The 26,879-nt window shown below is 67.7% G+C and carries 31 protein-coding genes; 21 read left to right on the top strand and 10 right to left on the bottom strand.

Annotated elements, in window-relative coordinates; translation table 11 throughout:
- Nucleotides 1–166: 166 nt before the first annotated feature.
- Nucleotides 167–1,627 carry a chromosomal replication initiator protein DnaA gene (dnaA, locus tag ACO0E1_RS15350; RefSeq protein ID WP_402727549.1) on the bottom strand — a complete coding sequence of 487 codons (1,461 nt, stop codon included), beginning with the start codon at nucleotides 1,625–1,627 and terminating at the stop codon, nucleotides 167–169.
- Between the two features lie 460 nt (nucleotides 1,628–2,087).
- Here dnaA and rpmH point away from each other — a divergent pair, with 460 nt between their 5' ends.
- The 10 genes from rpmH to ACO0E1_RS15300 all read left to right on the top strand — a co-directional run bounded on the left by rpmH (nucleotide 2,088) and on the right by ACO0E1_RS15300 (nucleotide 8,229).
- Nucleotides 2,088–2,225 (top strand): 50S ribosomal protein L34, encoded by a 138-nt coding sequence (gene rpmH / locus ACO0E1_RS15345; RefSeq protein WP_071299798.1) that lies wholly within the window; start codon nucleotides 2,088–2,090, stop codon nucleotides 2,223–2,225.
- Between the two features lie 98 nt (nucleotides 2,226–2,323).
- Nucleotides 2,324–2,674, top strand: coding sequence for a ribonuclease P protein component (gene rnpA / locus ACO0E1_RS15340; protein WP_422874964.1), 351 nt, complete (start codon nucleotides 2,324–2,326; stop codon nucleotides 2,672–2,674).
- Complete coding sequence (gene yidD, locus ACO0E1_RS15335; RefSeq protein ID WP_422874963.1) at nucleotides 2,671–3,051, top strand: membrane protein insertion efficiency factor YidD; 381 nt, start codon at nucleotides 2,671–2,673, stop codon at nucleotides 3,049–3,051. The genes rnpA and yidD overlap by 4 nt, the downstream gene beginning before the upstream one ends.
- 8 nt (nucleotides 3,052–3,059) lie before the next feature.
- The gene (yidC, locus tag ACO0E1_RS15330) at nucleotides 3,060–4,028 is read left to right on the top strand and encodes a membrane protein insertase YidC (RefSeq protein ID WP_422875004.1); all 969 of its coding nucleotides are present in this window, start codon (nucleotides 3,060–3,062) and stop codon (nucleotides 4,026–4,028) included.
- Nucleotides 4,029–4,526 (top strand): Jag family protein, encoded by a 498-nt coding sequence (locus ACO0E1_RS15325; RefSeq protein ID WP_402727547.1) that lies wholly within the window; start codon nucleotides 4,029–4,031, stop codon nucleotides 4,524–4,526.
- Nucleotides 4,523–5,161, top strand: coding sequence for a 16S rRNA (guanine(527)-N(7))-methyltransferase RsmG (gene rsmG, locus ACO0E1_RS15320; protein WP_422874962.1), 639 nt, complete (start codon nucleotides 4,523–4,525; stop codon nucleotides 5,159–5,161). The genes ACO0E1_RS15325 and rsmG overlap by 4 nt, the downstream gene beginning before the upstream one ends.
- A gap of 85 nt (nucleotides 5,162–5,246) precedes the next feature.
- The gene (locus ACO0E1_RS15315) at nucleotides 5,247–6,140 is read left to right on the top strand and encodes a ParA family protein (protein ID WP_422874961.1); all 894 of its coding nucleotides are present in this window, start codon (nucleotides 5,247–5,249) and stop codon (nucleotides 6,138–6,140) included.
- The gene (locus ACO0E1_RS15310; RefSeq protein ID WP_422874960.1) at nucleotides 6,140–7,120 is read left to right on the top strand and encodes a ParB/RepB/Spo0J family partition protein; all 981 of its coding nucleotides are present in this window, start codon (nucleotides 6,140–6,142) and stop codon (nucleotides 7,118–7,120) included. Before ACO0E1_RS15315 ends, ACO0E1_RS15310 begins: the two co-directional genes overlap by 1 nt.
- Before the next feature lie 53 nt (nucleotides 7,121–7,173).
- Complete coding sequence (locus tag ACO0E1_RS15305; RefSeq protein WP_422874959.1) at nucleotides 7,174–7,902, top strand: dihydrofolate reductase family protein; 729 nt, start codon at nucleotides 7,174–7,176, stop codon at nucleotides 7,900–7,902.
- A gap of 15 nt (nucleotides 7,903–7,917) precedes the next feature.
- The gene (locus tag ACO0E1_RS15300; protein ID WP_422874958.1) at nucleotides 7,918–8,229 is read left to right on the top strand and encodes a helix-turn-helix domain-containing protein; all 312 of its coding nucleotides are present in this window, start codon (nucleotides 7,918–7,920) and stop codon (nucleotides 8,227–8,229) included.
- Nucleotides 8,230–8,231: 2 nt separating this feature from the next.
- Here ACO0E1_RS15300 and ACO0E1_RS15295 read toward each other — a convergent pair whose 3' ends face one another.
- The 9 genes from ACO0E1_RS15295 to ACO0E1_RS15255 form a co-directional block, all read right to left on the bottom strand.
- Nucleotides 8,232–8,819 (bottom strand): ClpP family protease, encoded by a 588-nt coding sequence (locus tag ACO0E1_RS15295; protein WP_422874957.1) that lies wholly within the window; start codon nucleotides 8,817–8,819, stop codon nucleotides 8,232–8,234.
- Entirely contained in the window at nucleotides 8,816–9,454 is a 639-nt protein-coding gene (locus ACO0E1_RS15290) for a ClpP family protease (protein WP_422874956.1), read from the bottom strand. The genes ACO0E1_RS15295 and ACO0E1_RS15290 overlap by 4 nt, the downstream gene beginning before the upstream one ends.
- 102 nt (nucleotides 9,455–9,556) lie before the next feature.
- Nucleotides 9,557–10,033 (bottom strand): YdcF family protein, encoded by a 477-nt coding sequence (locus ACO0E1_RS15285; RefSeq protein ID WP_422874955.1) that lies wholly within the window; start codon nucleotides 10,031–10,033, stop codon nucleotides 9,557–9,559.
- Between the two features lie 133 nt (nucleotides 10,034–10,166).
- On the bottom strand, nucleotides 10,167–11,129 hold the full coding sequence (locus tag ACO0E1_RS15280; protein ID WP_422874954.1) for a D-alanine--D-alanine ligase family protein: 963 nt from the start codon (nucleotides 11,127–11,129) through the stop codon (nucleotides 10,167–10,169).
- A gap of 46 nt (nucleotides 11,130–11,175) precedes the next feature.
- Entirely contained in the window at nucleotides 11,176–12,480 is a 1,305-nt protein-coding gene (locus tag ACO0E1_RS15275) for an aminotransferase-like domain-containing protein (protein WP_422874953.1), read from the bottom strand.
- A 161-nt stretch (nucleotides 12,481–12,641) separates the two neighbouring features.
- Nucleotides 12,642–12,986: a hypothetical protein gene (locus ACO0E1_RS15270; protein WP_422874952.1), complete on the bottom strand. Its 345-nt coding sequence runs from the start codon at nucleotides 12,984–12,986 to the stop codon at nucleotides 12,642–12,644.
- Between the two features lie 138 nt (nucleotides 12,987–13,124).
- The gene (trxA, locus tag ACO0E1_RS15265; RefSeq protein ID WP_017887828.1) at nucleotides 13,125–13,451 is read right to left on the bottom strand and encodes a thioredoxin; all 327 of its coding nucleotides are present in this window, start codon (nucleotides 13,449–13,451) and stop codon (nucleotides 13,125–13,127) included.
- Between the two features lie 60 nt (nucleotides 13,452–13,511).
- On the bottom strand, nucleotides 13,512–14,498 hold the full coding sequence (gene trxB, locus ACO0E1_RS15260; protein ID WP_422874951.1) for a thioredoxin-disulfide reductase: 987 nt from the start codon (nucleotides 14,496–14,498) through the stop codon (nucleotides 13,512–13,514).
- A gap of 77 nt (nucleotides 14,499–14,575) precedes the next feature.
- Entirely contained in the window at nucleotides 14,576–18,694 is a 4,119-nt protein-coding gene (locus ACO0E1_RS15255) for a DUF6049 family protein (protein WP_422874950.1), read from the bottom strand.
- A 123-nt stretch (nucleotides 18,695–18,817) separates the two neighbouring features.
- Here ACO0E1_RS15255 and ACO0E1_RS15250 point away from each other — a divergent pair, with 123 nt between their 5' ends.
- From ACO0E1_RS15250 to ACO0E1_RS15200, 11 genes are all read left to right on the top strand, one after another.
- Nucleotides 18,818–20,254 carry a CCA tRNA nucleotidyltransferase gene (locus ACO0E1_RS15250; protein ID WP_422874949.1) on the top strand — a complete coding sequence of 479 codons (1,437 nt, stop codon included), beginning with the start codon at nucleotides 18,818–18,820 and terminating at the stop codon, nucleotides 20,252–20,254.
- 161 nt (nucleotides 20,255–20,415) lie between these two features.
- The gene (rpsF, locus tag ACO0E1_RS15245; RefSeq protein WP_281266286.1) at nucleotides 20,416–20,808 is read left to right on the top strand and encodes a 30S ribosomal protein S6; all 393 of its coding nucleotides are present in this window, start codon (nucleotides 20,416–20,418) and stop codon (nucleotides 20,806–20,808) included.
- Between the two features lie 3 nt (nucleotides 20,809–20,811).
- Nucleotides 20,812–21,381 carry a single-stranded DNA-binding protein gene (locus ACO0E1_RS15240; protein WP_422874948.1) on the top strand — a complete coding sequence of 190 codons (570 nt, stop codon included), beginning with the start codon at nucleotides 20,812–20,814 and terminating at the stop codon, nucleotides 21,379–21,381.
- A 48-nt stretch (nucleotides 21,382–21,429) separates the two neighbouring features.
- Nucleotides 21,430–21,687, top strand: a complete 258-nt coding sequence (gene rpsR / locus ACO0E1_RS15235) for a 30S ribosomal protein S18 (protein WP_071278496.1) — start codon at nucleotides 21,430–21,432, stop codon at nucleotides 21,685–21,687.
- A gap of 14 nt (nucleotides 21,688–21,701) precedes the next feature.
- Nucleotides 21,702–22,154, top strand: a complete 453-nt coding sequence (rplI, locus tag ACO0E1_RS15230; protein ID WP_281266284.1) for a 50S ribosomal protein L9 — start codon at nucleotides 21,702–21,704, stop codon at nucleotides 22,152–22,154.
- Nucleotides 22,155–22,382: 228 nt separating this feature from the next.
- Complete coding sequence (locus ACO0E1_RS15225; protein ID WP_126889958.1) at nucleotides 22,383–22,676, top strand: WXG100 family type VII secretion target; 294 nt, start codon at nucleotides 22,383–22,385, stop codon at nucleotides 22,674–22,676.
- Between the two features lie 77 nt (nucleotides 22,677–22,753).
- Nucleotides 22,754–23,059 carry a hypothetical protein gene (locus tag ACO0E1_RS15220; protein WP_422874947.1) on the top strand — a complete coding sequence of 102 codons (306 nt, stop codon included), beginning with the start codon at nucleotides 22,754–22,756 and terminating at the stop codon, nucleotides 23,057–23,059.
- On the top strand, nucleotides 23,059–24,477 hold the full coding sequence (locus ACO0E1_RS15215; RefSeq protein ID WP_422874946.1) for a hypothetical protein: 1,419 nt from the start codon (nucleotides 23,059–23,061) through the stop codon (nucleotides 24,475–24,477). Before ACO0E1_RS15220 ends, ACO0E1_RS15215 begins: the two co-directional genes overlap by 1 nt.
- A 258-nt stretch (nucleotides 24,478–24,735) precedes the next feature.
- Nucleotides 24,736–25,029 carry a WXG100 family type VII secretion target gene (locus ACO0E1_RS15210; RefSeq protein WP_126889958.1) on the top strand — a complete coding sequence of 98 codons (294 nt, stop codon included), beginning with the start codon at nucleotides 24,736–24,738 and terminating at the stop codon, nucleotides 25,027–25,029.
- Nucleotides 25,030–25,119: 90 nt separating this feature from the next.
- Nucleotides 25,120–25,425, top strand: coding sequence for a hypothetical protein (locus ACO0E1_RS15205; protein ID WP_402727534.1), 306 nt, complete (start codon nucleotides 25,120–25,122; stop codon nucleotides 25,423–25,425).
- Nucleotides 25,425–26,879 carry a hypothetical protein gene (locus ACO0E1_RS15200; protein ID WP_422874945.1) on the top strand — a complete coding sequence of 485 codons (1,455 nt, stop codon included), beginning with the start codon at nucleotides 25,425–25,427 and terminating at the stop codon, nucleotides 26,877–26,879. Before ACO0E1_RS15205 ends, ACO0E1_RS15200 begins: the two co-directional genes overlap by 1 nt.

Raw genomic sequence — 26,879 nt, 5'->3', positions numbered from 1 at the left:
TCCGGCGTGTCATCCACAGTTATCCACAGGCTTTCCACACTGTGAGAACTCCGCCGCATGGAACCGTCTCAGATGGTGGACGCGCGCCGAAGGAGGCCGATCCGCGGTCGCGAGTCGAGCCTCCAGAGCGTGAGAACAGATGTTCAGACGGACGCGAGCGATGCGCTCAGCGGTACCGGCGGTCCTGCTTGATCCGGCTCGTCAGCTCGGTCACTTGGTTGTAGATGGACCGACGCTCTTTCATGAGCTCCGCGATCTTCTTGTTCGCGTACATCACCGTGGTGTGGTCCCGGTTGCCGAACAGCTGCCCGATCTTCGGCAGCGACAGGCTCGTCAGCTCCCGGCAGAGGTACATCGCGATCTGGCGTGCGGTGGCGATCGCCTGCGAGCGGGACGACCCGTAGAGGTCGTCGACCGAGAGCTTGAAGTACTCCGCGGTGTGGTTGATGATGTCCGTCGGCGCGATGACGTTGTCCTCGTCGAGCGTGATCAGGTCCTTCAGGACCGTCTGCACGAGCGCCATGTCGACGGCCGTCCGGTTCAGGCTCGCGAAGGCGGTGACGCGGATGAGTGTCCCTTCCAGCTCGCGGATGTTGCTCGACACCTTCGACGCCATGAACTCGAGGATGTCGTCCGGCACCTGCAGGTGGTCGGACTGCGCCTTCTTGCGGAGGATCGCGATGCGGGTCTCGAGGTCCGGCGCCTGGACGTCGGTGATCAGGCCCCACTCGAACCGGCTGCGCATCCGGTCCTCGAAGCCGGTGAGGTGCTTCGGTGCGACGTCGGACGTGATGACGACCTGCTTGTTGTGGTCGTGCAGCGTGTTGAACGTGTGGAAGAAGGCTTCCTGCGTCGAGTCCTTGCCCTGGAGGAACTGGATGTCGTCGATCAGGAGGATGTCGATGTCGCGGTACCGCTGCTGGAACTGGTTCGAGCGGTTGTTCGCGATCGAGTTGATGAAGTCGTTGGTGAACTCCTCGCTCGACACGTACCGCACCCGGATCCCCGGGTAGAGGCTCTCGGCGTAGTGGCCGATCGCGTGCAGCAGGTGCGTCTTGCCGAGGCCGGAGTCGCCGTAGATGAAGAGCGGGTTGTATGCCTTCGCCGGCGCTTCCGCCACGGCGACCGCGGCTGCGTGGGCGAACCGGTTCGATGCGCCGATGACGAAGTTGTCGAAGTTGTACTTCGGGTTCAGCCGCGACTCCGGGCGACCGCTCGTCCCCGGAGCGTCGATCTGGCTCGGGACGAACGGTGCCTCGATGTACTGCCGGGGTGCAGCGCTCTGCTCGACGACCTGGTCGGCGGCGACGGGTTCGGCGTAGGTCGGCACGGTCGGTTCGACACGGGGTTCCGAGGCCATGTCCGGGTTCACGGTGATCGCGAAGTTCGCCACGGTGTCGTCGCCGATGCGGGAGACCGCCTCGGTGATGGGCACTCGGATGCGCTGCTCGAGCATGCCGCGGGTGAGGTCGTTCGGGACCTCGAGGTAGAGGGTGCCGGCGAGGACGCCCTTCGGCTCGACGAGGTTGAGGAACCCGTGCAGCTGCGGGGTGATCCGGTCGTCCTCCGCGAGGAGTCCGAGGACCGACGACCAGAGGTCCTCGACGGGGTCGGCCGGCATCGTCATGTCGCGCTCGTCTCCAGGGGTCTCGTGTGGTCGGTGCCTGCGGACGTGCCAGGGCGCACGGGCGGGCGCGGCGGCGGTCGGTTCCCGGCGAGTCGTCCGTGGCTTCGGGTGGCTTCGTCGACGCCGTCGTGCCGCGGGCTTCCCACAGGGTTGTCCACAGTGTTGTCCACGATCACCCTGGGCCGCGAGGTCGGAGTGCTCCCCCGTCGTACCGGGCCTGCGGGCGGATCGTTCCGACCACTGTAAAGGACCGAGGCGGGTCGCACCGAACGGAAGTTGTCCCCAATGTGGACAACGGCCTCCGTCCTGGCAGTCCTGAAGAACGGGGTGATCGGCGTTTGACCTCCTCGCTGCTGTCACGTACCGTTAACCAGTTGACTGCGGCCCCCTTGGTCGCGCCCACCTGCGTCAACCAACGTATTCGTGACGGCTCGCCTCGAGCAGCCGTGTGGAGAAGATCATGAGCAAGCGCACCTTCCAGCCGAACAACCGTCGCCGCGCCAAGAAGCACGGCTTCCGTCTCCGTATGCGCACCCGCGCCGGCCGCGCCATCTTGGCCGCACGCCGTGCCAAGGGCCGCACCGAACTCTCCGCGTAAGACGGACCTGGTCGCAGCTGCACCCCGCGCCGCGTCGGTCGGACCCCGTGTCCGACCGGGCGGCGCTTCGGTGTGCCCTGCGATCGGTCGGTGACGCCGTGCTCGCCCGTGGGAACCGCATCGTCCGTGGGGACGACTACCGGAACACCGTGCGTCGTGGTCGCAGGAGCGCCACGGCGAACGTCGTCGTCTCGGTGGTCCGTCGCACATCGGACGCGTCGGCGCCCACCCGGTTCGGCTTCATCGTCGCGAAGACGGTCGGGAACGCGGTGACCCGCAACCTCGTCCGGCGTCGGCTCAAGGCGATCGCCTACGAGCTGCTCGTCTCTGTGCCCGTCGGGCACGACGTGGTGGTCCGCGCACTGCCAGCCGCTGCGCAGGCCGGATGGCCTACCCTGCTCGAAGACGTCTCGCGATCGTTCGCGCGCGGTGTGGAGAAGGCAGCATGAACCGGACGCTCCTGATGCGGGCCCTGTGGGTGGCAGCGTTGCTCCCTCGCAACGCCTGCGTCGTCGTGCTCCGCGCCTACCGTGCCGTCATCTCCCCGCTGTACGGCAACGTCTGCCGGTACCACCCCTCGTGCTCTCGCTACGCGCTGGAGGCGATCCAGCAGTACGGCGTCGTCCGCGGCACCGCGATGGGCGCGTGGCGGATCGGCCGGTGCAACCCCTGGGCCGCCGGCGGCATCGACGACGTCCCCGAGCGGCGCAAGCCCTTCATCGTGAACCGGTTCGGCTTCGTGCTCGCGCCGGCCCAGCAGCAATCGCAGTCCTCGGTCGGCATGGTCCGCCCGGTGCTGCTCCCCCAGCGCACTCGAAAGGCGTGACCGTCCTCATGGACCTCATCGGTACGATCCTCTGGCCGCTCAAGTGGGTGGTCTCCGCCATCCTGGTCGGCTTCCACTGGGTCTTCGAGTCCCTCGGCATGGACCCGGGCGCCGGCATCACCTGGGTGCTGTCGATCATCTTCCTGACCTTCGTGGTCCGCGCCGCGCTCATCCCGATCTTCGTGCGGCAGATCAAGTCGCAGCGCCGCATGCTCGAGGTCGCGCCGCAGCTCAAGAAGATCCAGGACAAGTACAAGGGCAAGAAGGACCAGTTCTCGCGTGAGGCCATGAGCCGCGAGACCATGGCGCTCTACAAAGAGACCGGGACGAACCCGCTGAGCTCCTGCCTGCCCCTGCTGCTGCAGATGCCGATCTTCTTCTCGCTGTACTCGGTGCTGCACGAAGCGCAGATCAACAAGACGGGTATCGGCCTGCTGACGAACGACCTCGCCGCGTCGTTCGGGAACGCCTCGCTCTTCGGTGCCCCGCTGCACGAGACCTTCACGAACGCGTCCGGCTGGGAAGTCAGGGTCATCGCGGGCTTCATGATCGTCGTGATGACGGCGTCGCAGTTCATCACGCAGCTGCAGCTCGTCGCGAAGAACATGTCCCCGGAGACCAAGGAGTCTCCGATGTACCGCCAGCAGAAGATGATGCTGTACGTGCTCCCCCTGATCTTCGTGATCTCGGGTCTCTCGTTCCCCCTCGGCGTCATGTTCTACTGGCTCGCCTCCAACATCTGGACGATGGCGCAGCAGTACTTCGTCATCCGCAGCATGCCGACCCCTGGGTCCGAGGCAGCCCTTGCCCGTGAAGCCCGCCTGGCGAAGAAGGCCCAGCGTCGCGGTACTCCCGCCGGCGTCCTGGCCGAGGCCGGTACCGGCGCGGGTGCGGCGGAGATCGAAGCCGTGCGCGTCACGACCCAGCGTCAGCAGCCGGTCGGCAAGCAGCGCTCGAAGAAGAACGGGAAGAAGTAAGTGACCGAGCAGGACATCGCCGCCACCGTCGAGCCCACCGAGGTCGACGACGACACCCGCGACGAGGCGGACATCGCCGCCGACTACATCGAGGAACTCCTCGACATCTGCGACCTCGACGGTGACATTGAGATCGAGGAGCGTGCTGGTCGCGTCTACCTCTCGGTGACCGACGAGGGCAACGCGCTGCGCGTCCTCGCGAAGCCGGACACGGTGTCGGCGCTCCAGGAGCTCACGCGCATCGCCGTGCAGGCGGAGACCGGCGAGTTCAGCCGTCTCATCCTGGACGTCGGCGGCTCGCGTGACGCCCGCGCGTCCGAGCTCCAGCGGCTCGTGGACACCGCAGTCGAGCGCATCGAAGCGGGCTCGGCGTCCGCAGCACTCCCCCCGATGTCGTCCTACGAGCGGAAGCTCGTCCACGACCTCGTCGCCGAGAAGGGCTTCCGTTCGGAGTCCGAGGGCGAGGGTCGCGACCGTCACACGGTCATCACCCGATGACGGACGCCCCGGTCCTCGAAGCTGAACCGGCGGTCGCCGCGACGCTGTTCGGTGACCGGCTCGAGGTGGCTCGATCGTTCACGAACGAGCTCGCTCGGCGCGGTGAGGAGCTCGGCCTCATCGGCCCGCTCGAGCTGCCGCGGTTGTGGACGCGACATATCCTCAACTCCGCGCTGGTGGCACCTCTCCTGGAGGCTGGTGGTCGCGTCGGCGACGTCGGTTCCGGTGCTGGGTTGCCGGGTCTCGTGCTCGCAATCGCCCGTCCCGATGTGTCCATGACGCTCATCGAGCCGATGGAGCGTCGGGTGGACTGGTTGCAGTCCGAGGCGGACCGGCTGGGCCTCGGCAACGTGACGGTGCTCCGCGCGCGGGCCGAGGACGTGTCGGATGACCTCGTGCTCGACCAGGTCACAGCGCGCGCCGTCAGTGCGCTCTCGAAGCTGATCCCGATCACGGTGCCTCTTGTTCGGTCCGGTGGGCAGCTCGTCCTGATGAAGGGTGCGCGGGTCGATGACGAGATGACTGCGGCACGCAAGGTGATCCTGCGCAAGCGGCTCTCGGATGTCGAGGTGCTCGAGCTCGGAGTCGGTGTGGTCGAGGAGACCACGCGGGTGTTCCGGGCTACAGTTGACTGACGCCGTGCGGCGCTGAGATCGGTCGTGGATCGGGCGCAGTGCCCCGCGTTCCACGTGAAACATCGAACCGGGGAAGAGGCACTCGTTGAGTTCATCGACCGACTACGACGCGTCGACGCCGCTCGCGCGTGAGATCGCCGATCTGAACCGGCGACGGCGAGCCATCGCCACCAAGCAGTTCCCGCTGCCGGACAAGACCCGCATCATGACGGTCTCGAACCAGAAGGGCGGCGTCGGGAAGACCACGACGACCGTGAACCTGGCGGCCGCCCTGGCTCACGGTGGTGCGCGAGTGCTCGTGATCGACCTCGATCCGCAGGGCAACGCGTCGACGGCGCTCGGTGTGAACCACCAGGCGGAGGTCGCGAGCATCTACGACGTGATCGTCGACGAGGCACCGATCGCGGACACGGTCCAGCGCTCCCCCGAGTCCGAGACGCTCTGGTGTGTCCCCGCGACCATCCACCTGGCCGGCGCGGAGATCGAGCTCGTGTCGCTCGTCGCGCGCGAGCAGCGCCTCCGGACGGCCCTCGATCAGTACCTTTCATCGCTCGACGAGCCGTACCACTACGTCTTCATCGACTGCCCGCCGTCCCTCGGCCTGCTGACCATCAACGCGTTCGTCGCCGCACAAGAGGTCCTGATCCCGATCCAGTGCGAGTACTACGCGCTCGAAGGGCTCAGCCAGCTCCTCCGCAACATCGAGCTCATCGAGCGGCACCTGAACCCGAACCTCCGGGTGTCGACGATCCTGCTCACGATGTACGACAGCCGGACGAACCTCGCCAACCAGGTGGCCGCGGACGTGCGCGAGCACTTCGGTGACCAGGTGCTCAAGGCGATGATCCCCCGGTCAGTGCGGGTGAGCGAAGCGCCGAGCTACGGGCAGAGCGTCGTGGCGTACGACGTCAACTCCACTGGTTCGCTCTCCTACCTGGAGGCAGCCGCCGAGATCGCAGCACGAGGAGCGAAGCACTGATGGCACCCAAGCGGACCGGACTCGGCCGGGGAATCGGCGCACTCATCCCCACGGCGGCTGACCAGCAGGAGCGCCCGGTCGACGTGTTCTTCCCGACCGGCGGGTCGCCCTCGTCGGCGCCGGCCGTCGACGGTGGCACAGCGGAGGACCTCGTCGCGGTTCCCGGCGCTCGTCTCGCGAACCTCAACCCGCTCGACATCGTCCCGAACGCGCAGCAGCCTCGTCTGGAGTTCCGCGAGGAGGAGCTCCAGGAACTCGTGCACTCCATCCGCGAGATCGGCGTGCTGCAGCCCATCGTCGTCCGACCGCTCGCGGGCGCCACCGGAACGGAGCCGCAGTACGAGCTCATCATGGGTGAGCGCCGGCTGCGCGCGACGAAGGAGCTCGGTCTCGCGACCATCCCGGCGATCGTCAAGGACACTCCGGACGACGCGATGCTCCGGGACGCGCTGCTCGAGAACCTGCACCGCGCGAACCTCAACCCGCTCGAGGAGGCGTCGGCCTACCAGCAGCTCCTCGCGGACTTCGGCATCACCCAGGAGCAGCTCGCGCAGCGCATCGGCCGCTCACGCCCCCAGATCACGAACACGATCCGTCTGCTGCGACTGCCCTCCCCCGTGCAGCGCCGCGTCGCGGCCGGTGTCCTGTCCGCGGGACACGCTCGTGCGATCCTAGCGGCGCCCGATGCCGAAGCGATGGAGTACCTCGCCGAGAAGATCGTGAACGAGGACCTCTCCGTTCGGCAGGCAGAAGCCGCAGCGCAGCAGCTGGCCCAGGGCACGCCCAAGAAGGCCACGGCCCAGCCGAGCAAGCGTGACGCGCACTTTGCGGACGTCGCGGAACGCCTCGGGGACCGTTTGAACACCCGCGTCCGGATCGCTGTCGGTGCCCGCAAGGGTCGTGTCACGATCGACTTCGCCAACGCGGCGGACCTGAATCGCATCCTCGGCGAGCTGGGGGCTGAGGACGTCAACGGCTGACCTCCCCCTCCATGGGCGTGTGTTCCACGTGGAACAGAGCAGCCCTGGGGATCGTGGTCATCAACCACGTCACGCTCGACGGTGCGATGCAGGGGCTGGGCCGTCCCGACGAGGATCGTCGCGATGGGTTCACGCTCGATGGATGGGCTGCGCTCGGCAATGACCTTGAAGGCCAAGGTCCCGTGGTCGGCGAGGCGATGCGTTCCGTCATGAGCCTGTCGTTCTCGAGGCTGTTCGGTCGTCGGACGTACGACGACATGGTCAATCACTGGAACGCGGTCGACAAGTACATCGTTTTACGTGGAACAACGGCCGACCTTCCCTGGCTGAACTGCGGCTTCGTCACCGCCAACGTCACGGCTCGCTTTGCAGATCGGCGGGAACGACACGAGGGGAACCTGGTGGTGATGGGGGTGGGGGTGGAGAGCTGCTGTGATCGCTCCTGCTCCCCGCGCGGCTGGTGGGCACACTCCTGCTCATCGTGCATCCGATTGTCCTCGGCAGCGGGGAGCGTCTGTTCGGCGGAGAGCGCCGGTTCGATCTTGTGTTGGAGACGGTCACACCGGCACGCGGTGGTCTCGTACTCGCGCAGTACCGGTGCTGAGCGGCGCTGTGTGCCCGTCTCCCGGCCGAGCGGGCGGTGCCGCGGGCCCGCGTCCATCTGGCCCGTTGTCGCGATCAGAGCGAGCGCTGAGTTCCGGCGCTGCGGTTGTTCGCTGTGGGCGTTCCACGTGGAACATCGCGATCGCCGTCGAGCGGCCAGGCTGGACGGACACGCCTGACTGGAGGAGACGCTGATGTCCGAGACTCATTCGACCGAACCGTTGTGGCGTCACGTGGTCGGTGCACGACTCCGCGACCTCCGGCGTGAGCGAGCCGCGACCATCAACGACATTGCTCGGCGTGCGGGAGTATCGCCGCAGTACCTGTCGGAGATGGAGCGCGGTCGCAAGGAGCCGTCGAGCGAGATGCTCGCCGCCGTGGCCGGGGCGCTCGACACCTCCCTGCTCGACCTCACGAGTGCTGTCGCTGAAGGCCTCCGAGCGCGCGCTCGGAACGGCGCCGAAGCCCAGGCGCAGGTCCGAACGCAATTCGCGCTGGCGGCCTGACCTCAGCGAGCCGCGAGGACGTGATCGATCAGCCCGTACTCGCAGGCCTGCGCGGCCGAGAAGACTCGGTCGTGATCGGTGTCGGCGCGGAGTCGTGCGGACGTCTGCCCGGAGTGTTCCGCAACGATTGCTTCCATGTCGCTCCGGATGCGCACGAGCTCGTCTGCCTGGAGGATGAGGTCCGGGATCGTCCCCTGCCCCTGTGATGCCGGTTGATGCAGGACTACTCGGGCATGCGGAAGCGCCGCACGCTTGCCGGCCGCGCCGGCAGCGAGGAGCGCGGCCCCGACGCCCACGGCTTGCCCGACGCAGGTCGTCGCGACCTTCGGTTTGATGAACCGCATCGTGTCGTAGATGCCGAGCATCGCGCTCGGGTCTCCCCCGTCGCAGTTGACGTAGAGCTGGACGTCCGAGTCCGGGTTGTCGGACTCCAGGTACAGCAGCTGCGCGATGAGGGTGTTCGCCACCCCGGCGTCGATCGCGGTACCGAGGTAGACGATCCGCTCGGTGAGCAGATGGGAGTAGACGTCCATGATGCGTTCGCCGCGCGCATCACGGGCGACGACGTTAGGGATCGTGTAACCGCTCATCGCGCAACCTCCGCTCCGGTACCGACGAAGCCGGTCCGCGGCCGTCCGGCTCTCGACGTGGGAACGATGTCCTCGGTGCTGGTGAGGATGACGTCGACGAACCCGTAGTCGAGTGCTTCCCGGGCGGAGTACCAGTGATCGTGCAGGGAGTCCTCGAACACTCGGTCCCGTGGCTGCCCGGTGTCGCTCGCGATGAGTCCGAGGACGGTGTCGCGGGTGGATCGCAGCGCGTCCGCCTGGAGTTCGATGTCCACGGCCGAGCCGCCGATGCCCGCTGACCCCTGGTGCATCAGCACTCGGGAGTGCGCGAAGGCACGGCGCTTCCCCGGTGTCCCGGCGGAGAGCAGGAACTGTCCTGCACTGCACGCCATGCCGAGGACGAGCGTCCCGACGTCGTTCGGGATCGCCCGCATGAGGTCGCGGATCGCGAGCATCGCGGGAACGGAGCCACCGGGTGAGTGGATCCAGAGCTGGATGTCAGTGGTGGGGTCGTCAGCGCTGAGGGTGAGCAGCTGCGTCATGAGGAGCGTGCCGTTGTCGTCGTCGAGAGCCCCGACGAGGACGAGCACACGCCGCTCGAGCAGTTCTCGGCGCGCATGCATGTCGAGCATCGGGATCGTGGGTGCTTCAGCCATGTGCTCAGCGTCTCCCAGTGCGGAACCGCCCGCACGGCATGCTGCTGACAGCAGCGCTGCTCACGGCAGCGTCAGTGTTCCACGTGGAACAGCAGCGGTCGGTCAGCGCAGTGCGCGCAGCTTCACGAGCCCCACCACGGCGAACGCGGGTTTCACGTGGAACATCTCGCCAAAGCGGTGTTCCTGCCCCCGCACGAGTCGTGCTGCGAGGTCGGGGCGCTGCCGCCGGAGGTACTCGCGTGCCTTCTCGGCGTGCAAGGCGTTCGACGCGAACACGATCCACGCAGCGGATTCGAGTTCGGGGATCGCGTTGCGGACGTTCTCCCACGTGTTCGTACTGGTCGTCTCCTCGACCAATGGGCCGTCCCACCCATGCGCGCGGATGACGCGGGCGAGCATGGACGCCTCGGAAACCGAACCGCGGACCGAACCCCCACTGGTGACGATGGTGGTTCGCCCGGGGATTGCCGCTCGAACGGCCATCCGAGCACGCCACCGATTGATGCTGTTCGCCGTGACGCCCCGGTTCGCGAAGCCCAGCACGACGACGACGCCGCGGCCGTGGGGCGTCACGGGCATGCTCCCGAGACGACGGGTCGCCGCACGCGCGTGGACCGCCTCCGCCCAGAGCACGGTCGCGCTGGCGGCGCCGAGTACCGCCGCGACCGCGACGGTTCCACGTGGAACACACGACCGACGCACGGGCGACCGGCTATGCGTCGTGGTCGCGGATCGCCTGTTCGGCGAGCTCAGCGTACGTCCACCCGAGGTCGAAGCCGGACGCGGAGAGCGCTTGCGGGACGAGCGAGGTCTCGGTGAGCCCCGGGAGCACGTTGGCTTCGAGAAACCACGGCGTGCCGGCACCGTCGATGATCAGGTCGACCCGGGAGATGTGCCGGAGACCGAGCGCGGTGTGGGCATCAACGGCGGCCGCTGCTGCTGCTGCCGCGTGCTCGGCCGAGAGGCGGGCGGGGGTGTAGAACGTCGTCTCCCCCGCGTTGTAGCGTGCCTCGAAGCCGTAGAAGCCGTTCCTGGGCACGATCTCGACCGGCGCCAGGGCAACGGGCCCATCGCCCGTGTCGATGATCCCCACGGCCACCTCGACGCCCCGGATGAGCTGCTCCACGACGACGTCGTCGCAGTACGTGTACGCCGTGACCATCGCGCGCGGGAGGTCGTTCGTGTCCTCGACGAGCGTCACACCCTGTGCACTCCCGCCCCGGGCCGGCTTCACCGCGAGGGGAACCGGGTGCTCGGCCGCGATGCTCTCGAGCACCCCGACGGCACCGAGCTCACGGAAGACGTCGTGGGACAGTGTCACGGAGCGCGGGGTGTGCACGCCGGTCCTGGCGACCAACGCGGACGCCGTGGGTTTGTCCCATGCCAGCCGGGCCGACGTGGAACGTGAGCCGACGAACGGGATGTCCAGGGCCTCCAGGATGCCGCGGAGCGCGCCGTCCTCACCTGATGCTCCGTGCAGGGCCGGCCACACGACGTCGGGGCGGGACTCGGCGAGTGCCGGCAGCAGGGACGCGTCGGCGTCCCGGAGGTCGACCTGCCAGCCGTACCCCGTCAGCGAGTCAGCGACCCGCCGGCCCGACCGCAGGGAGACATCACGCTCGTGCGAGATGCCCCCAGCGACGACGACGACGTGGCGACGGGTGAGCTCGGCCATGCGAGGAGACCTCCGGGTACTGCGTGAAGCGCGTGGAAAGTGCTGATCAGGAGATGTTCGGCGGCGGAGCGCTCACCGAGGAGCCCTGACGCACGACGGTGTTCGGACGCGTCGCGGGACCGAACGTCTCGATGAGTTCGAGCTCGTCGTTGACGACGTTCGCGAGCCGCTTCACGCCGACGCGGATCTGCTCGGCCGTCGGGTAGCAGAACGACAGACGGATGTGCTGCTGACCCCGACCGTCCGCGTAGAACGCGGTACCGGGCGTGTAGGCCACGAGCTCCTTGACGGCACGCGGCAGCATCGCCTTGGAGTCGAGCGACTCCGGCAGCGTCAGCCAGACGAAGAAGCCACCGTTCGGCTTCGTCCACGTCAGGTCCGGGAGGAACTCCCCCAGCGCAGAGAACATCGCGTTGCGGCGCTCCGTGTAGATGCCGCGGAAGGTGTCGACCTGACCCTTCCAGTCGGCTGCGTCGAGGTAGGCGTTCACGACGTACTGGCCGAAGGAGTTCGGCGCGAGGACCGCGGATTCGTTGGCGAGGACGAGCTTCTCGCGGATCGCGTGCGGCGCGAGGGCCCAGCCGACGCGGAAGCCGGGTGCGAGGGTCTTCGAGAAGGACCCGAGGTACACCACGCCCTCGTCGTCGATCGAGCGGATCGCCTGCGGCGCGGGCTCGTCGAACCAGAGGAGCCCGTACGGGTTGTCCTCGAGCACCAGGATGTTGTTCGAGCGGCAGATGTCGAGCACCTCGATGCGGCGCTCGCGGCTCATGGTGACGCCCGCGGGGTTGTGGAAGTTCGGGATCGTGTACAGAAACTTCATCCGCTTGCCTGCTGCGCGGAGATTGGCGATCGTCTCGCGGAGGGCTTCCGGCACGAGCCCGTGCTCGTCAGTCGCCACGTGGACCGTCTCGGCCTGGTACGAGCGGAACACGCCGATCGCGCCGACGTAGGACGGGGACTCGGCGAGGACGACGTCGCCCGGGTCGATGAACAGCCGCGTGACGAGGTCGAGCGCGTGCTGCGAGCCGGTCGTCACCACGACGTCCTCGGCGCTCGCACGGATGCCCTCGAGCGACATGATGTCCACGATGTGCTCGCGCAGGGAGCGCAGACCCTGTCCCCCGCCGTACTGCAGGGCCATGGCGGCGTCTTCGGCCATCACGCGGTCCAGGGAGCCCGTGACGAGCTCACGCGGGAGCGCGGAGACGAACGGCATGCCGCCGGCGAGCGAGACCACCTCGGGCCTCGACGCGACGGCGAACAGAGCTCGTACCTCGGATGCGCTCAGCCCGGCGGTGCGCTGGGCGTAGGAGTCGTACCAGGGATCGAGACTGTTGCCGTTGGTCATCGAGTTCTCCGTTCACTCGGCATTCCAGCCACAGTACGACATGCAACCCGGAAACCCGGGGTGCGGGACGCAGGCCGATCCGAGTCCGGTGGCCTGCGCGGACAAAGCGAACGCCCCGCCCTCCGATGGAATGGAGGACGGGGTGTTCGGGAACTGCTCAATCAGCAGTAACGCCAAGAGTCAAAAGGATTGACGCTTCCCGAGTACGAGGCCGTGCGACCTGCGGCGATGGATTGACACGGACTCCAGCCGCTGCCGAACACCATGGCATGGACCTGAACACGAACCGAGTTGCTGTAGCAATTCTGAAGTGTGTACCAGTAGAGGTTGCCGCTCCTCCCCTTCTTAAAGACCATCTGTGGTGCGATGTTGCAGGGGCCTGCCGGGGCACGGAGCGAACGTTCTCCCTCTGTAGCGGCGCTGGCTGCCAGCGGCGTGGCGAGACCGCCGCCGACCAGCAGGCCCGCGGCGATGAACCCTGTGATGCACTTTCCGAAACGACTCATCATTGACTCCTTCCGCACCCTTATGGTGCGTGCAGCCAACCTACTGAACGGCAGAATTTCAGTCAAGACCATCGATGAACGAACGCCCCGCCCTCCGATGGAATGGAGGACGGGGCGTTCGGGTCTGTGTGCGGGTACCTACGCGAGGAACTCTGCGAGGTCGGCCTCGAGAGCCGGCTTCGGCTTGGCGCCGATGACGGTCTTCACGACCTCGCCGCCCTTGAACACCTTCATCGCCGGGATCGACGTGATCTGGTAGTTCATGGCCGACTGCGGGTTGTCGTCGACGTTGAGCTTGACGATCTCGATCTTGCCGGCGTGCTCTTCGGCGATCTGGTCGAGGATCGGGGAGACGGCGCGGCACGGGCCACACCACTCGGCCCAGAAGTCGACGAGGATCGTCTTGTCGGACTTGAGGACCTCGTCCGAGAAGGTGGCGTCGGTGACTGCCTTGGCGTTGGACATGTGTACTCCTTCGGAGTGGTCGGTCAGTGAGGTGAACGGCGGCGACCGCCGTGCAATTCCCTAGGCGGAGACGGTGACGGGTTCGGCCGGGGTCTCACCCTCGGCCTGGTCGGTCAGGGTGTCTTCGAGGTCGGCGAGGTACTTCTCGGCGTCGAGCGCTGCGACGGCACCGGAGCCGGCGGCGGTGATGGCCTGCCGGTAGGTGTGGTCGAGCACGTCGCCGGCCACGAACACCCCGGGGACGCCGACTGCCTTCGAGGTGCGACCCTCGACGGCGATGGTGCCCTCCGGCGCGAGCTCGAGCTGCTTGTGGACGAGGTGCACGCGCGGGTCGTTGCCGATCGCGATGAACAGGCCGTCGAGCGCGAGCTCACTCTCGGTGCCGTCGACGGTGTCCTTCAGCGTGACGCCCTCGACCGAGGACGCACCGGTGATCCCGATGACCTCCTTGTTCCAGGCGAACTCGATCTTCGGATCGTTCATCGCGCGGTCCTGCATGATCTTCGACGCACGCAGGGTGTCCTTGCGGTGGATGACCGTCACCTTGTCGGCGAAGCGCGTCAGGAACGTGGCTTCTTCCATCGCGGAGTCGCCACCGCCGACGACGGCGATGTTCTTCTGGCGGAAGAAGAAGCCGTCGCAGGTCGCGCACCACGAGACACCGTGGCCGGACAGGCGTTCCTCGTCGGCGAGGCCGAGCTGGCGGTACGCCGAGCCGGTCGCGTAGATGACCGCGAGGGCCTCGTACGTCTCGCCCGAGCCGACCGCGACCTTCTTGACGTCGCCCGTGAGCTCCACGGAGACGGCGTCGTCGTACAGGACCTCTGCGCCGAACTTCTCGGCCTGTTCCTGCATCTTGATCATGAGGTCGGGGCCCTGGATGCCCTCGGGGAAGCCCGGGAAGTTCTCGACCTCGGTCGTCTTCGTGAGCTCGCCGCCCGTCTCGACGCTCGAGGCGACGATGAGTGGCTTGAGCTGGGCGCGCGCGGCGTAGATGCCGGCGGTGAACCCGGCCGGGCCGGAACCGATGATGATGAGCTGGCGCATGCCTGAATGCCCTTCCGTTGCGTCTGACCGGGTCAACACATGGTACCGGCGCGGCATTCCGCAGCACCCGGGAACGGTCAGCGACCCAGGCGCGCCTTGAGCATGTCGACGGCGCCGCGGATCTCGCCGTTCTTCGCGACGACGAGTGCACCGAAGTACACGACCGCCATGACGACACCGGTGAGGACCACGGTGATGAGCGCACCGGTGACGTCCGACATCGCGAACCCGTCTGCGTCGAAGGCGCCGAAGAAGTTCGCCACGACGAGGCCGGCGACGCCCGCGATGAGCGCCGCGATGATGAACTGGACGTGCGAGCGGGTGACGTTCGGTCCGTCGATCCCGTTGAGCCGGCGTCGGACGAGCACCAGGGCGACGATCGTCTGCGCCGTGCCGGCGAGCGTGGTGCAGACGGCGATCCCCACACCGATGTGATCGGCCGGCAGCAGCGCGACGGCGAGGGCGCCGATCACGAAGAGCCCGGACTGGACGATCTGCATGAGGAACGGCGTCCGGTGGTCGTGCATCGCCCAGAACACGCGCTGGATGATGAAGAGCATGCTGAACAGGACGAGCCCCGGCATGAACGCCACGAGCACCCACGCCATCGCCTGCGTCAGCGCGAACGTGTTCTCCCAGATCCGCGCGAACGACGTCGCGGTGACGATCAGGGCGACCGATGAGAACACCGTGAACAGCCCGACGATTCGCAGGGACAGCGACAGGTTCCGCCGCACCGAGTCCAGGTCGCCGCGCTCTGCATCGTGGCTCATCCGCGTGAAGTAGGCCGTCGCGATCGACACGGTGATGATCGAGTGCGGAAGCATGAAGAGGAGCCAGCTCGTCGCGAGGGTCGCGTTGCCGGCGCCGTCGGCAAGGGACGCGACGCGCGACTGGACGAGGCCGGCGAGCTGGGTGATGAGGATCATGCCGAAGAGCCAGCCGGCAGCGGTCCCGGTGGACTTCAGGCCGACACCGCGCCAGCGGAAGTCGAGGCGGAACGACAGACCGGCACGACGCCAGAACAGCGGGAGGAAGGCCGCCTGCGCGAAGACGCCGAACGACGCACTGCCCGCGAGGACCGCGATCTTGAGCGGCGTCCAGGCGTCGACGTTCGAGTTGACGTCACGCCCGTGGAACATCGCGATGAAGACGATGAGTCCGGCTATCGCGATGACGTTGTTGATGAGCGGCGCCCAGGTGAACGGACCGAAGAACTGCTTCGCGTTGAGGACCTCGCCGAGCAGCGAGTACATCGCGTAGAAGAGGATCTGCGGCAGGCACCAGAACGCGAACGCCACGGCGAGGTCGGTCTGGGCAGGCGTGAACCCCTTGCCGCTGTCACCCGCGCCCTGGCTGTACGCGTTCACGAGGAACGGCGCCAGCAGGGTCGCCACGATCGTGATCACCACGAAGACAGATCCGGCGAGCGTCACGATCTTGTTGACGTACGCGGTGCCGCCGTCGTTGTGCTGCTTCATCGCCCGCACGATCTGCGGGATGAGGACGGCTGACAACAGGCCGCCGGCGATGAGCGCGTAGATGTTGTTGGGGAGCTGGTTCGAGACCGTGAAGGCGTTCGCGGCTCGGGACCCCGAGTTGCCGATCGCGTAGGCGAGCACGAACGTCTTCGCGAACCCCAGGATCCGCGACGCCATCGTCCCCGCTGCGAGCATCGCGCTCGCCCGCCCGAGGCTCCGCTCCGCGACGGGCTCGACGTCGACGGCGGGCTGGGGCTGGGTGGCGCTGATGGTCGGCTCCTCGGGATCGCGGACGTCGGACGGGAGGCTCGGTGCGGCCCCGGCACGCGCGATCGCGTCGTCGAGACGGTCACCACCAGTCCCGTGGTCGCCATCTGCGGACCCGTCACGGTCAGCAGGCGCGGTGAGCGTGGTGGTGGAACCGGCCATCGGCACGGCCGCAGCGGACGTGGCAGCGGCGGACGAGCCTCCTGGCCGGGTCTCCCCCGGTGCCGGTGGCTGCTCTTCGAGGAGGCGGTTCGGGTCCTCCTCGACCTCGTCCGGCTCCCCGTTCCGGCGACGGCGCAGCCGGCGACGGACGTTGCGGTAGATCCCGAGGCCGAAGATCGCGATGACGGCGATCGCCGCTGCCGCCGTGATGAACGTCTCCCACTGCGCCTGCACGTTGATCTCGACCGTGGCGGGATCGGCGATGCGGACGCCGGTGGCACTGGTGAGCGACATCGTCAGCTCGACCTTGCCGTTGGCGACGGACTGGACGGGGAACGTCACGCGGCTGGACGAGTCCGGCTGCACGGTGACCTTGACCGCGTTCTTCTCGATGCGGAGGAACGAGTTCGAGGGCTCGACGGTGAGGAACACCGTGACCGGGAAGTCGGACCGGTTCCGGATGGAGATCGGCAGGGACGACCGGTCGCCGAGCAGGGTGATGCTGCTGCCGTCGAGGATCCCGACGCTGGAGACCGTCTTGGCGGACTGCATCACACGGGTGTCGACGGCCTTGGTGAAGGCGTCGTCGTCCGCGCGGAACGCGTTCGAGGCGGCTGCGAGGGTCTGCAGCCGCGCGGGGGCGGTCAGGTCGGCGGGGTTCTCGATCGCGGAGGCGAAGTCGGTGAGGTTCCGTTCGGACTGCACGAGCCGGCGGAGCTGGTCGAGTCGGCCATCGCTGTTCGGGGAACTCGTGAGCGTGAGGGACCCCGGGGTCGTCGCGGCCGCGGTGGAGAGGTCGGCCGGCGAGACCCACGCGGTGCGCTCGAGGGCGTCGAGCGCCTGGCTGAGCCGGCCGGAGTCGGTCGGCCAGTCACGGCCGAGGGTGAGCAGGACCGGGCCGTTCATGGCGCCCTGGCGGGACACCGTGGCGAGGGTCGCGGTGAGCTTGCTCATGGCGCTCGACCAGTCCCGTTGCGTGGTCGCGGTGGCGGCGTCGCGGAGCAGCTTCGACATGCCGGAGTCGGACACGAGGACCTGGTCGTCGCCGATCTTCTCGGACGCGCTGATGGACGTGTTCGTACCCGCGGAGGTGTTGCCGCTCGAGACGATCGTCGACTTGGTGCCGGCGTCCGCGAGCGCGTCGATGTCGTCGGTGGCGACGGTTCCCTCGGCCGGCCACGAGATCGCCGACATCGAGTACGGGAAGTCGAGGAGGGACGCGGTCGTCGGCAGGGTCGTCCCGGCGTCCGCTTCGCCGGCGGCGGGGTCGTTCGTGGGGTTCGACTCGGGGGTGGCGCTGGGGGTCGGGGTCTCGGTGCTGCCCGGCGTCCCGGTGGGCGTCGGGGTCGGGGTGCTGGCGCCGGGGAAGTCGTCGGGATCGATCGACTGGTCGAGCGAGATCGGGGCGAGGATGCCGGAGGAGCCCGCCTGGCGGAGGCCCGTGACGTCCGCGTCCGCGTAGGAGAGTGCGAAGGTCTCGTTGCGCATCCGCTCGAGTCGCTGCAGCCACGCCGTCGCGGACGAAGGGGCGTTCTCGCCGAGGATCCGGATCGACGCGATGATCCTCGGGTCGATGCCGAGCGCGACGTTGTGGTCCTGCGCGGCGTTCAGCTGCTGGGTGAGCGTGCCGTCGACGCTGGTGGCGCTCGCGAGGTCCTTGCCGGAGATCAGGCCGTCGGGGTTCGCGGGCATCGTGATCGGCATCGCGACCGAGACGCCGACGGGGGTCTGTTCGTAGTTCGGGTACCAGGTGATCGCCGAGCGGGCGACGGCGCTCGTGGACCCCGCCGTGTAGTCCGCCGCGATGCGCCTGGCACCGAACGAGGAGTACCCGCCGAGTGCGACGTTGCCGGAGACGATCGTGACGTCGTCCAGCGTCACGGAACGGTGCGCAGGGACCTCCGGAACGTCGACGGAGTCCATCGGGGCGCCGAGGTAACCGGTCGTGCTGGTGTCGGCGAGCCAGTCGCTGAGGACGTCCCGCGTGCCGGCGTACTGCCGGAAGATGTCGAGTTCCGCGCTGCCGGCCGGCAGATCGGAGTCGGTGTCGTTCGTGACCGTCAGCGAGAGCGTGAGGTCCTGGTCGGGCTGCAGCACACCACGGTCGGCGGGGACGATGTCGATCGTCGCCTTGCCTTCCTCGGTGGCGGCGGGGTGCGCCAGGCGGGTCGTCGCCGTCGGGGCGGTCGTCGCGTGCGCCGCGGTCACGGCAGCGGGCGTGACGACGAGGCCGAGGGCGACCAGGGCGGACGCGGCGGCGGCGAGCGAGGTGCGGAGAATGTGCATGCGAGGTGGTCCGTTTTCGGTTCGGACCTCGGACGAGTGTATGAGGCGCGACCATGAGAGCCTCGCGTGCGCGCCCGGGTGGTGGACAACCGGCAGCGACGATCTGGGATGATCGAGGACGTCATGCAGTCCGTAGCCCAGGCCGTCGAACGACTCGACGCACTCGCCGCCACCGCGCCCGTCGCCGTCCTCGCCCGCGCCTTCGCGGACGCCGGACACGAACTCGCGCTGGTCGGCGGGCCGGTCCGCGACGCCTTCCTCGGTCGCCCGGTGACCGACCTGGACTTCACGACGGACGCCCTCCCCGACCGGGTCCTGGCGATCGTCGAACCCATCGCGAGCGCGACGTGGGACGTCGGGCGCCAGTTCGGCACGATCGCGGCCAGGGTCGAGGGCGAGCAGGTCGAGATCACGACCTACCGCAGCGACGTGTACGACGGCGAGACCCGGAAGCCCGAGGTGGCGTTCGGCGACACCATCGAGGACGACCTGCTCCGTCGCGACTTCACGGTGAACGCGATGGCGCTCCGGCTGCCGGCGCGCGAGCTCGTCGACGTGCACGGCGGCGTCGAGGACCTGCTCGCCGAGCGGCTCCGCACGCCCCAGACGGCCGAGACCTCGTTCCGGGACGACCCCCTGCGGATGATGCGCGCCGCACGCTTCACCTCGCAGCTCGGGTTCACGGTGTCGGACGACGTCCGGGACGCGATGGAGTCCCTGGCCGACTCCATCGAGATCGTCTCCGCCGAACGCGTCCGTGACGAGCTCGTCAAGCTGCTGAACACGGACGACCCCGTCCCCGGCATCCGGCTCCTCGTCGACACCGGGCTCGCCGAGCGGTTCCTGCCGGAGCTGCCGGCGATGCGCCTGGAGATCGACGAGCACCACCACCACAAGGACGTCTACGAGCACTCGCTCACCGTGCTGACCCAGGCGATCGGGTACGAGGCCGAGCGGCACGCCGGGGAAGCCCCCGACACGGTGCTGCGGCTGGCGGCGCTCCTGCACGACATCGGCAAGCCCGCGACCCGGAAGCTCGAGCCCGGTGGCGCCGTCAGCTTCCACCACCACGACCTGGTCGGGTCGAAGCTCGCGAAGAAGCGACTCCGTGCGCTCCGGTTCGACAACGACACCATCGCGGCGGTCGCCCGCCTGATCGAGCTGCACCTGCGCTTCTTCGGGTACACCGACGGTGCGTGGACGGACTCCGCCGTGCGCCGCTACGTCCGCGACGCCGGACCCCAGCTCGAGCGGCTGCACGAACTCACCCGCTCCGACGTCACCACGAGGAACCGGCGGAAGGCCGATCGCCTGGCGTTCGCGTACGACGACCTCGAGGACCGTATCGACGTCCTCTCCAAGCAGGAGGAACTCGACTCGATCCGTCCCGACCTGACCGGCGACGACATCATGCGCATCCTCGACATCCCGCCGGGGCGTGCCGTCGGTGAGGCGTACCGCTTCCTGCTCGAGGCGCGGATGGACGAGGGTCCCCTCGGCGCCGAAGCGGCCGAAGCGCGCCTGCGCGACTGGTGGGCCGCCCGGGACGCAACCGCCTGATCGGCCCGCACCGATCCGACGGAACGGTGGCGCGCCTCCAGGCCGTCCGCTAAGCTTGCCGGGTTGTGCCGACCGCACCTGCGGACCCGGCGCACATGCATCAACCCTCCTGTTCCGGGAACCGCCCGGAGCCGTTCGAGACCAAAGGAGGTGGGTTCCGCATGCACCAGTACGAACTGATGGCGATCCTCGACCCCGAGATCGATGAGCGCACCGTCGCTCCCAGCCTGGACAAGTTCCTCGCCGTGATCCGCAACGACGGTGGAACCGTCGACAACGTGGACGTCTGGGGCCGTCGTCGCCTGGCCTACGAGATCGCCAAGAAGACCGAGGGCATCTACGCCGTCGTCAACTTCACGTCCTCGCCCGAGGCCGCCAAGGAGCTGGACCGTCAGCTCGGTCTCTCCGAGGCCGTGCTCCGCACCAAGGTCCTCCGCGCCGAAGAGGGCATCGCACAGGTCGCCGCGCAGAAGCAGCGCGACGAGGCCCGTGCCGCCCGCAAGGCAGCGAACGCTGCCGCCGCCCCGGCCGCCGCGACCGCGAGCGCCGAGTAACCGATGGCCGGCGAAACCGTCATCACGGTGGTGGGGAACCTCACTGCTGACCCCGAGCTGCGCTACACGCAGAACGGGCTCGCTGTGGCGAACTTCACCATCGCATCCACCCCTCGCACGTTCGACCGTCAGGCGAACGAGTGGAAGGACGGCGAAGCGCTGTTCCTCCGTGCGAGCGTGTGGCGCGAATTCGCCGAGCACGTCGCGGGGTCGCTGACGAAGGGCTCGCGCGTCATCGCGCAGGGTCGTCTCCGTCAGCGCTCGTACCAGGACCGAGAGGGCCAGCAGCGTACGAGCATCGAACTCGAGGTCGACGAGATCGGCCCGTCGCTCCGCTACGCGACCGCGCAGGTCACCCGTGCAACGGGTGGCGGCGGCGGCCGTGGACAGGTCGGCGGCGGTGCCCCGGCCGGTGGCAACGGTGGGAACTGGAACAACGGCGGCGGCAACAATGCCGGCGGCGGCCAGTCCGACGCACCGTGGTCCCCGCAGGGCGGCCAGCAGGGTGGTCAGCAGGGGAACGACGTCTGGTCGACCCCCGGTGGCACCTACGACGACGAGACCCCGTTCTGATCCTCGCGATCACACGGTAGACAAACTTCTCCCTAAGGAAAGAACACAATGGCTGGAAAGAGCAGCGGCGACCGCCGCAAGCCTCGCGGCAAGGGCGGCAAGAACGCCGCTCCCGCGAAGTCCATCAAGGTCGGTGTCATCGACTACAAGGACGTTGCGACCCTGCGCAAGTTCATCTCGGAGCGTGGAAAGATCCGCGCCCGTCGCATCACCGGCGTCTCCGTCCAGGAGCAGCGCCTCATTGCCCGTGCCGTGAAGAACGCCCGTGAGATGGCGCTCCTCCCCTACGCCGGCTCCGGCCGCTGATCGGAGGTCGACACATGTCGAAGCTCATCCTCACCCACGAGGTCTCCGGCCTCGGTTCCGCCGGTGACGTCGTCGACGTCAAGAACGGCTACGCCCGCAACTACCTCATCCCCCAGGGCTTCGCTGTCGCGTGGTCCAAGGGCGGCGAGAAGCAGGTCGAGTCGATCCGCGCCGGCCGTGCCGCTCGCGAGCTCGCCACCATCGAAGAGGCCCAGGACCTCAAGATGAAGCTCGAGAACGCCACCATCCAGCTGACCGTCAAGGCCGGCCAGGACGGCCGTCTCTTCGGCTCCGTGCGTCCGGCGGACGTCGCCGCGGCCGTCGAGGCCCAGGGCGTCGGCTCGCTCGACAAGCGCAAGGTCGAGGTCCCCGCGACCATCAAGACCACCGGTGACCACGAGGCCACCGTGCGTCTGCGCGAGGACATCGTCGCGACGATCTCGCTGAAGGTCGTCGCCGCCAAGTAAGGCAGCGTCTGTTCCGTCGAAAGGCGGGTCTCCTCCGGGAGGCCCGCCTTTCGTCGTTCCCGCTGGTGCGGGGTGCGCTGGTCAGGGCCGGTGCGGGGTGCGCTGGTCACCTGGTCGAAATTGCGGTGAACAACTCGCCAACACCCCCGTTCGGGGGTGCGTGCGCCGGTAGCGTCATCCCGGCCTCCGATCCGGGGGTGACCGGAAACCGCGAACAAGGAGCACGCAATGCCCAACTTGAACGTCACCTACGGCGAGATGCAGGACGCCGCGACCCGACTCGTGAACGGTGAGCAGGACATCACCTCGAAGCTGCGTGAGCTGAAGTCGCTGGTCGACTCCCTCATCTCGGGTGGGTACGTCACGGACCAGTCGTCGGTTGCCTTCGGCAGCTCGTACCAGGAGTTCAACGACGGTGCGACGAAGACGATCGAGGGCCTCGAGGGCATGTCGATGTACCTCAACAAGGCAGCCGAGGCGCTGCAGCAGACCGACCAGGAGCTCGCGAACGCGATCAAGTAGTCGGATCGCCCGGGGCCCTGCCGAACCGGTCGGGCCCCGGGCGCCGTTCGCGTCCACCACACCGATCGGGAGCACCCATGGCTGACCTCATCATCACCCGCGCCGTCCTCGAGGACTCCGCGACCAAGCTGCAGCACATCTCGGACGAGCTCGAGCACCAGAAGTCCGACGACCGAGCCCTCACCGAGGTGTACGGCCAGCGCGACGTGCAGAAGGCGATGCACGACTTCTCCGGGGACTGGAAGATCCACCGGAACAAGATGAAGGGTGCCGTGAAGGACCTGCACGACAAGATGCAGCAGTCCGTCGAGCACTGGTCCGCCCTCGAGCAGGACCTGCACGACAAGCTCACCACCGAGTCGACCGACGCGAGCAACGCCTGATGCCCGCCCGCGCCGGCAACTGGGAACTGCTGCACGAGTCGTCGGACCCGGTCGTGGCCGACGTCCCCGTGGTCCACGAGCTCGTCACCTACTACACGACCATGGCCCAGGAGATCACCTCGGAGGCCGCGGTGCTGCAGCGCATCGGCGACGGCGACACGAGCGAGTTCAAGGGCGAGTCCGCTGACGCGGTGCGCTCGAAGAGCAAGGAGGTCGCCGCGTCCCTGCAGAAGATGGCCGGACGCTACGAGGCGATCCGCGATGCCCTGACCGGGTACGTGCCGTCGCTGGAGGACGCGCTCACGGAATCGTCGGCTGCGCTGCGCGATGCCGAGGACGCCGCCGCTGCCGGGACCCGCGCTGGAGCGATGCCGGACCCCTCGCAGGGGCGTGCGGACGACGCTCCCCCGTTGACGTCGGACGAGCAAGGGGCGATCGACGCGAAGCACGCCGCATCGAGCCGTGCACAAGAGGGCGCTGATGCCGCTGTCGCCCGGCTGCGTCGGGCCGTGGACGGGATCGACGCCGCGGGCAAGGCGGCAGCGTCGACGATCCGGGCGGCGTGGGACGACGGCCTGCACGACACGCTCGGCGACAAGATCAAGGCGTTCTTCTCGGCGCTGCTGAAGATCATCGTCAAGATCTTCACGTACATCGGCATCGCCCTGGCAGCGCTCGCGATCCTCATCCCCGGCGTCGGCATGCTCACGTTCATGGCCGCCGTCGCAGCGTCGGTGACCCTGGTGGCGAACATCGCCCTCGCCGGCATGGGTGAGGGCTCCTGGCTCGACGTGATCACCTCGGCCGTGGGACTCGTGCTCGTCGGGGTCGGTGGCATCGTCACGAAGGCGGCCTCGGTGGCGAAGACCGCCGGGCTCGCGAAGGGCATGAAGGGGTTCGAGAAGATGAACCTCGACAAGATCAAGAAGCTCCAGGACGTCCGTTCGTACAACGTCAAGAACGCGTTGAACGACCCGAACGCCGCGCGCACCGTGGGCACGATCGACCGGCAGATCAACCGTCTGACCGACCTGCGCTTCGACACGACGATGAAGAACGTCCTCGGCGGCTTCAAGGAGAAGCCGAACTGGTGGCACCCGAACAAGACCCTGTGGGCCGAGGACAAGGGCAAGATCTCGGACGTCCTGTCGAAGGGCAACTGGCGCGCGGACCGGCTCTTCAGCGTCGACCGGCAGATCGAGATGGACGCGATGAAGGTCGCCATGAAGCGCGACTACGGCGTGGACATCGCCGCGCTCCCCGCGTGGCACAAGTACGTCGCCGGCGGCCGCGTCGTCGCCAGCTGGACGAACACCTTCATCTACGGCCAGGGCATCAAACCGACCGGGTGGGGCTCGGACCAGGAGCGGGTCCCCGGGTACAAGGAGGCGTCGGGCGCGCTGGTGCACGGCTTCTGAGTCCTCCTTTCGGGGGACTCGACGTCCGCTCGGCGCGCTCCGACACGCCGGACAGCCTGGAATTTCATAACGGGTGACATACGAATACCGCTCGGCATCGACCGTGTGCCGCCGCCGATGTACTGGAATCTGCACAATCGTGTGAAGAAGTGCATTCCGCAACACGTCCGGAAACGTACCCCGGCAACCGGTTCCATCGTGAAATAACCTCTGATCTGTCCCTCGATCGGGGGTGCAGACGAACGACAGGAGCAGGCAATGCCCAACTTGAACGTGACCTACGGCGAGATGCAGGACGCCGCGACCCGACTCGTGAACGGTGAGCAGGACATCACCTCGAAGCTGCGTGAGCTGAAGTCGCTGGTCGACTCCCTCATCTCGGGTGGGTACGTCACGGACCAGTCGTCGGTTGCCTTCGGCAGCTCGTACCAGGAGTTCAACGACGGTGCGACGAAGACGATCGAGGGCCTCGAGGGCATGTCGATGTACCTGAACAAGGCGGCCGAGGCGCTGCAGCAGACCGACCAGGAGCTCGCGAACGCGATCAAGTAGCGACCGCGAATCGGTCCCGGTCCTCGTCATGACGACGAGCACCGGGGCCGATCCGGTTCCGATCCCGTTCACCGACGACCAGGAGCAGTCATGGCAGACCTCATCATCACGAAGGAAGTCCTCGAGGACTCGACCACCAAGCTGCAGCACATCTCGGACGAGCTGGAGCACCAGAAGTCCGACGACCGCGCGCTCGACCAGGTCTACGGCCAGCACGACGTGTACAAGGCCATGAACGACTTCTCCGGTGACTGGAAGATCCACCGGAACAAGATGAAGGGCGCCATCGCCGACCTGCGGGACAAGATGCAGAAGGTCACCCAGAACTGGACCGACCTCGAGCACGACCTCAGCGAGAAGCTCACCACCGAGACGACGGACGCGGGGAACGCCTGATGCCGGTGCGCGAGGGCAATTGGGGGTTGCTCGGCGAGTCCACCGACCCGGTGATCGCGGACACCGGCGTGATGCAGGAGCTCATCACCTACTACAAGGACATGGCGTCGGAGATCACCTCCGAGGCGGCTGTCCTGAAGAGCATCGGCGACGGCGACGACAGCAAGTTCAAGGGCGAGACCGCTGATGCCGTCCGGAAGAAGAGCAAGGAGGTCGCCGAGTCCCTGCAGAAGATGTCCGGCCGGTACGACGCGATCCGGGACGCCCTGACGGGGTACCTGCCGTCGCTCGAGCAGGGGCTCAGCGAGTCGGCAGCCGCACTGCAGGCAGCGGAGACCGCACAGCAGTCGGGGGCGAGCGCGTCGGCGATGCCGGACCCGTCCGAGAACCGCGCCGACGATGCTCCCCCGCTCACCGACGACGAGCAGGGGCAGATCGACGCGAAGCACGCGGCGACGACCAGGGCGAACGACGCGATGGACGCGGCGAAGACCAAGTTGCGGAACGCGTTGTCGGCACTCGACGGTGCGGGCAAGGCGGCCGCATCGACGATCCGCGCGGCATGGGACGACGGCCTGCACGACACCCTGGGCGACAAGATCAAGGCGTTCTTCTCGAAGCTGCTCAAGCTGATCGTCAAGATCTTCACGTACATCGGCATCGCCCTCGCCGCTCTGGCGATCCTGATCCCCGGCGTCGGTGTCCTCGCGATCATGGGCGCCGTCGCGGCCGGGGTCAGCCTCGTCGCGCAGATCGGGTTGACCGCGCTCGGCGAGGGGAACGTCTTCGACCTGGTCATGGCGGTCGTCGGGGTCGTCACGCTCGGGGTCGGTGCCGGGATCACGAAGGCCACCTCCGTCGCGGTCGGCAAGGGCATCACCGCCGGCAAGACAGCCGTGCAGAACGGCCTGAAGGTCGACCTCGGCAAGATCTCGAAGCTCCGGAACGACGCCATCGGTGGGTGGTTGACGAAGACGAAGAGCCTGGACGACGCCTACGGCACCCTGAAGGTCGCCGACAAGCTCGACGGCGACGTGACGCAGATCGCGATCAAGCGCATGGACGACCTGATGGGCAAGTTCAAGGACAACCCGAACTGGTGGAACATCCCCAAGGTCGGCACGACGATCAAGAACGACTGGGCCACCATCTCGAAACAGTTCGGTTCCGATCTGTTCACCAAGCAGGGCTTCACTAGCTGGGCGGAACGGATCGGCGGCGTCGACTTCCAGCTGCTGCGGAACGACCTCGGCAAGTTCGGGGGCGCCAACGGGCTCGGCACGCTGGTCGGGAACGCCCCGAAGTGGCACACCTACGTCAACGGCGGGATGGCCGTGTGGGGCAAGAACTACTCCATAGCCGGACTCGTCATCAACCCGATCGGCGACGGCGCGGACAAGAAGCGACCGTGGACCGACGACTGGAACGCGATCAAGCACCCGATCGCCGTCTGA

Origin of the sequence: Curtobacterium guangdongense, from assembly GCF_049341845.1 — a bacterium.
Lineage (GTDB): Bacteria > Actinomycetota > Actinomycetes > Actinomycetales > Microbacteriaceae > Curtobacterium > Curtobacterium guangdongense.
Note: the sequence above shows the minus strand (reverse complement) of the source record. Positions and strands in the feature narration are given on the sequence as shown.

Bases quoted from the DNA above. Each gene is read 5' to 3' on its own strand.
- trxA (WP_017887828.1), bottom strand. From the start codon at position 13,451: ATGTCCAACGCCAAGGCAGTCACCGACGCCACCTTCTCGGACGAGGTC.
- ACO0E1_RS15290 (WP_422874956.1), bottom strand. From the start codon at position 9,454: ATGGCTGAAGCACCCACGATCCCGATGCTCGACATGCATGCGCGCCGA.
- yidC (WP_422875004.1), top strand. From the start codon at position 3,060: ATGGACCTCATCGGTACGATCCTCTGGCCGCTCAAGTGGGTGGTCTCC.
- ACO0E1_RS15205 (WP_402727534.1), top strand. From the start codon at position 25,120: ATGGCAGACCTCATCATCACGAAGGAAGTCCTCGAGGACTCGACCACC.
- ACO0E1_RS15275 (WP_422874953.1), bottom strand. From the start codon at position 12,480: ATGACCAACGGCAACAGTCTCGATCCCTGGTACGACTCCTACGCCCAG.
- dnaA (WP_402727549.1), bottom strand. From the start codon at position 1,627: ATGACGATGCCGGCCGACCCCGTCGAGGACCTCTGGTCGTCGGTCCTC.
- rpsR (WP_071278496.1), top strand. From the start codon at position 21,430: ATGGCTGGAAAGAGCAGCGGCGACCGCCGCAAGCCTCGCGGCAAGGGC.
- ACO0E1_RS15210 (WP_126889958.1), top strand. From the start codon at position 24,736: ATGCCCAACTTGAACGTGACCTACGGCGAGATGCAGGACGCCGCGACC.
- ACO0E1_RS15255 (WP_422874950.1), bottom strand. From the start codon at position 18,694: ATGCACATTCTCCGCACCTCGCTCGCCGCCGCCGCGTCCGCCCTGGTC.
- ACO0E1_RS15240 (WP_422874948.1), top strand. From the start codon at position 20,812: ATGGCCGGCGAAACCGTCATCACGGTGGTGGGGAACCTCACTGCTGAC.
- ACO0E1_RS15280 (WP_422874954.1), bottom strand. From the start codon at position 11,129: ATGGCCGAGCTCACCCGTCGCCACGTCGTCGTCGTCGCTGGGGGCATC.
- rsmG (WP_422874962.1), top strand. From the start codon at position 4,523: ATGACGGACGCCCCGGTCCTCGAAGCTGAACCGGCGGTCGCCGCGACG.
- trxB (WP_422874951.1), bottom strand. From the start codon at position 14,498: ATGCGCCAGCTCATCATCATCGGTTCCGGCCCGGCCGGGTTCACCGCC.
- ACO0E1_RS15220 (WP_422874947.1), top strand. From the start codon at position 22,754: ATGGCTGACCTCATCATCACCCGCGCCGTCCTCGAGGACTCCGCGACC.
- ACO0E1_RS15215 (WP_422874946.1), top strand. From the start codon at position 23,059: ATGCCCGCCCGCGCCGGCAACTGGGAACTGCTGCACGAGTCGTCGGAC.
- ACO0E1_RS15300 (WP_422874958.1), top strand. From the start codon at position 7,918: ATGTCCGAGACTCATTCGACCGAACCGTTGTGGCGTCACGTGGTCGGT.
- yidD (WP_422874963.1), top strand. From the start codon at position 2,671: ATGAACCGGACGCTCCTGATGCGGGCCCTGTGGGTGGCAGCGTTGCTC.
- ACO0E1_RS15310 (WP_422874960.1), top strand. From the start codon at position 6,140: ATGGCACCCAAGCGGACCGGACTCGGCCGGGGAATCGGCGCACTCATC.
- ACO0E1_RS15200 (WP_422874945.1), top strand. From the start codon at position 25,425: ATGCCGGTGCGCGAGGGCAATTGGGGGTTGCTCGGCGAGTCCACCGAC.
- ACO0E1_RS15295 (WP_422874957.1), bottom strand. From the start codon at position 8,819: ATGAGCGGTTACACGATCCCTAACGTCGTCGCCCGTGATGCGCGCGGC.
- rpsF (WP_281266286.1), top strand. From the start codon at position 20,416: ATGCACCAGTACGAACTGATGGCGATCCTCGACCCCGAGATCGATGAG.
- rplI (WP_281266284.1), top strand. From the start codon at position 21,702: ATGTCGAAGCTCATCCTCACCCACGAGGTCTCCGGCCTCGGTTCCGCC.
- ACO0E1_RS15225 (WP_126889958.1), top strand. From the start codon at position 22,383: ATGCCCAACTTGAACGTCACCTACGGCGAGATGCAGGACGCCGCGACC.
- ACO0E1_RS15270 (WP_422874952.1), bottom strand. From the start codon at position 12,986: ATGAGTCGTTTCGGAAAGTGCATCACAGGGTTCATCGCCGCGGGCCTG.
- ACO0E1_RS15285 (WP_422874955.1), bottom strand. From the start codon at position 10,033: ATGCCCGTGACGCCCCACGGCCGCGGCGTCGTCGTCGTGCTGGGCTTC.
- ACO0E1_RS15250 (WP_422874949.1), top strand. From the start codon at position 18,818: ATGCAGTCCGTAGCCCAGGCCGTCGAACGACTCGACGCACTCGCCGCC.
- rpmH (WP_071299798.1), top strand. From the start codon at position 2,088: ATGAGCAAGCGCACCTTCCAGCCGAACAACCGTCGCCGCGCCAAGAAG.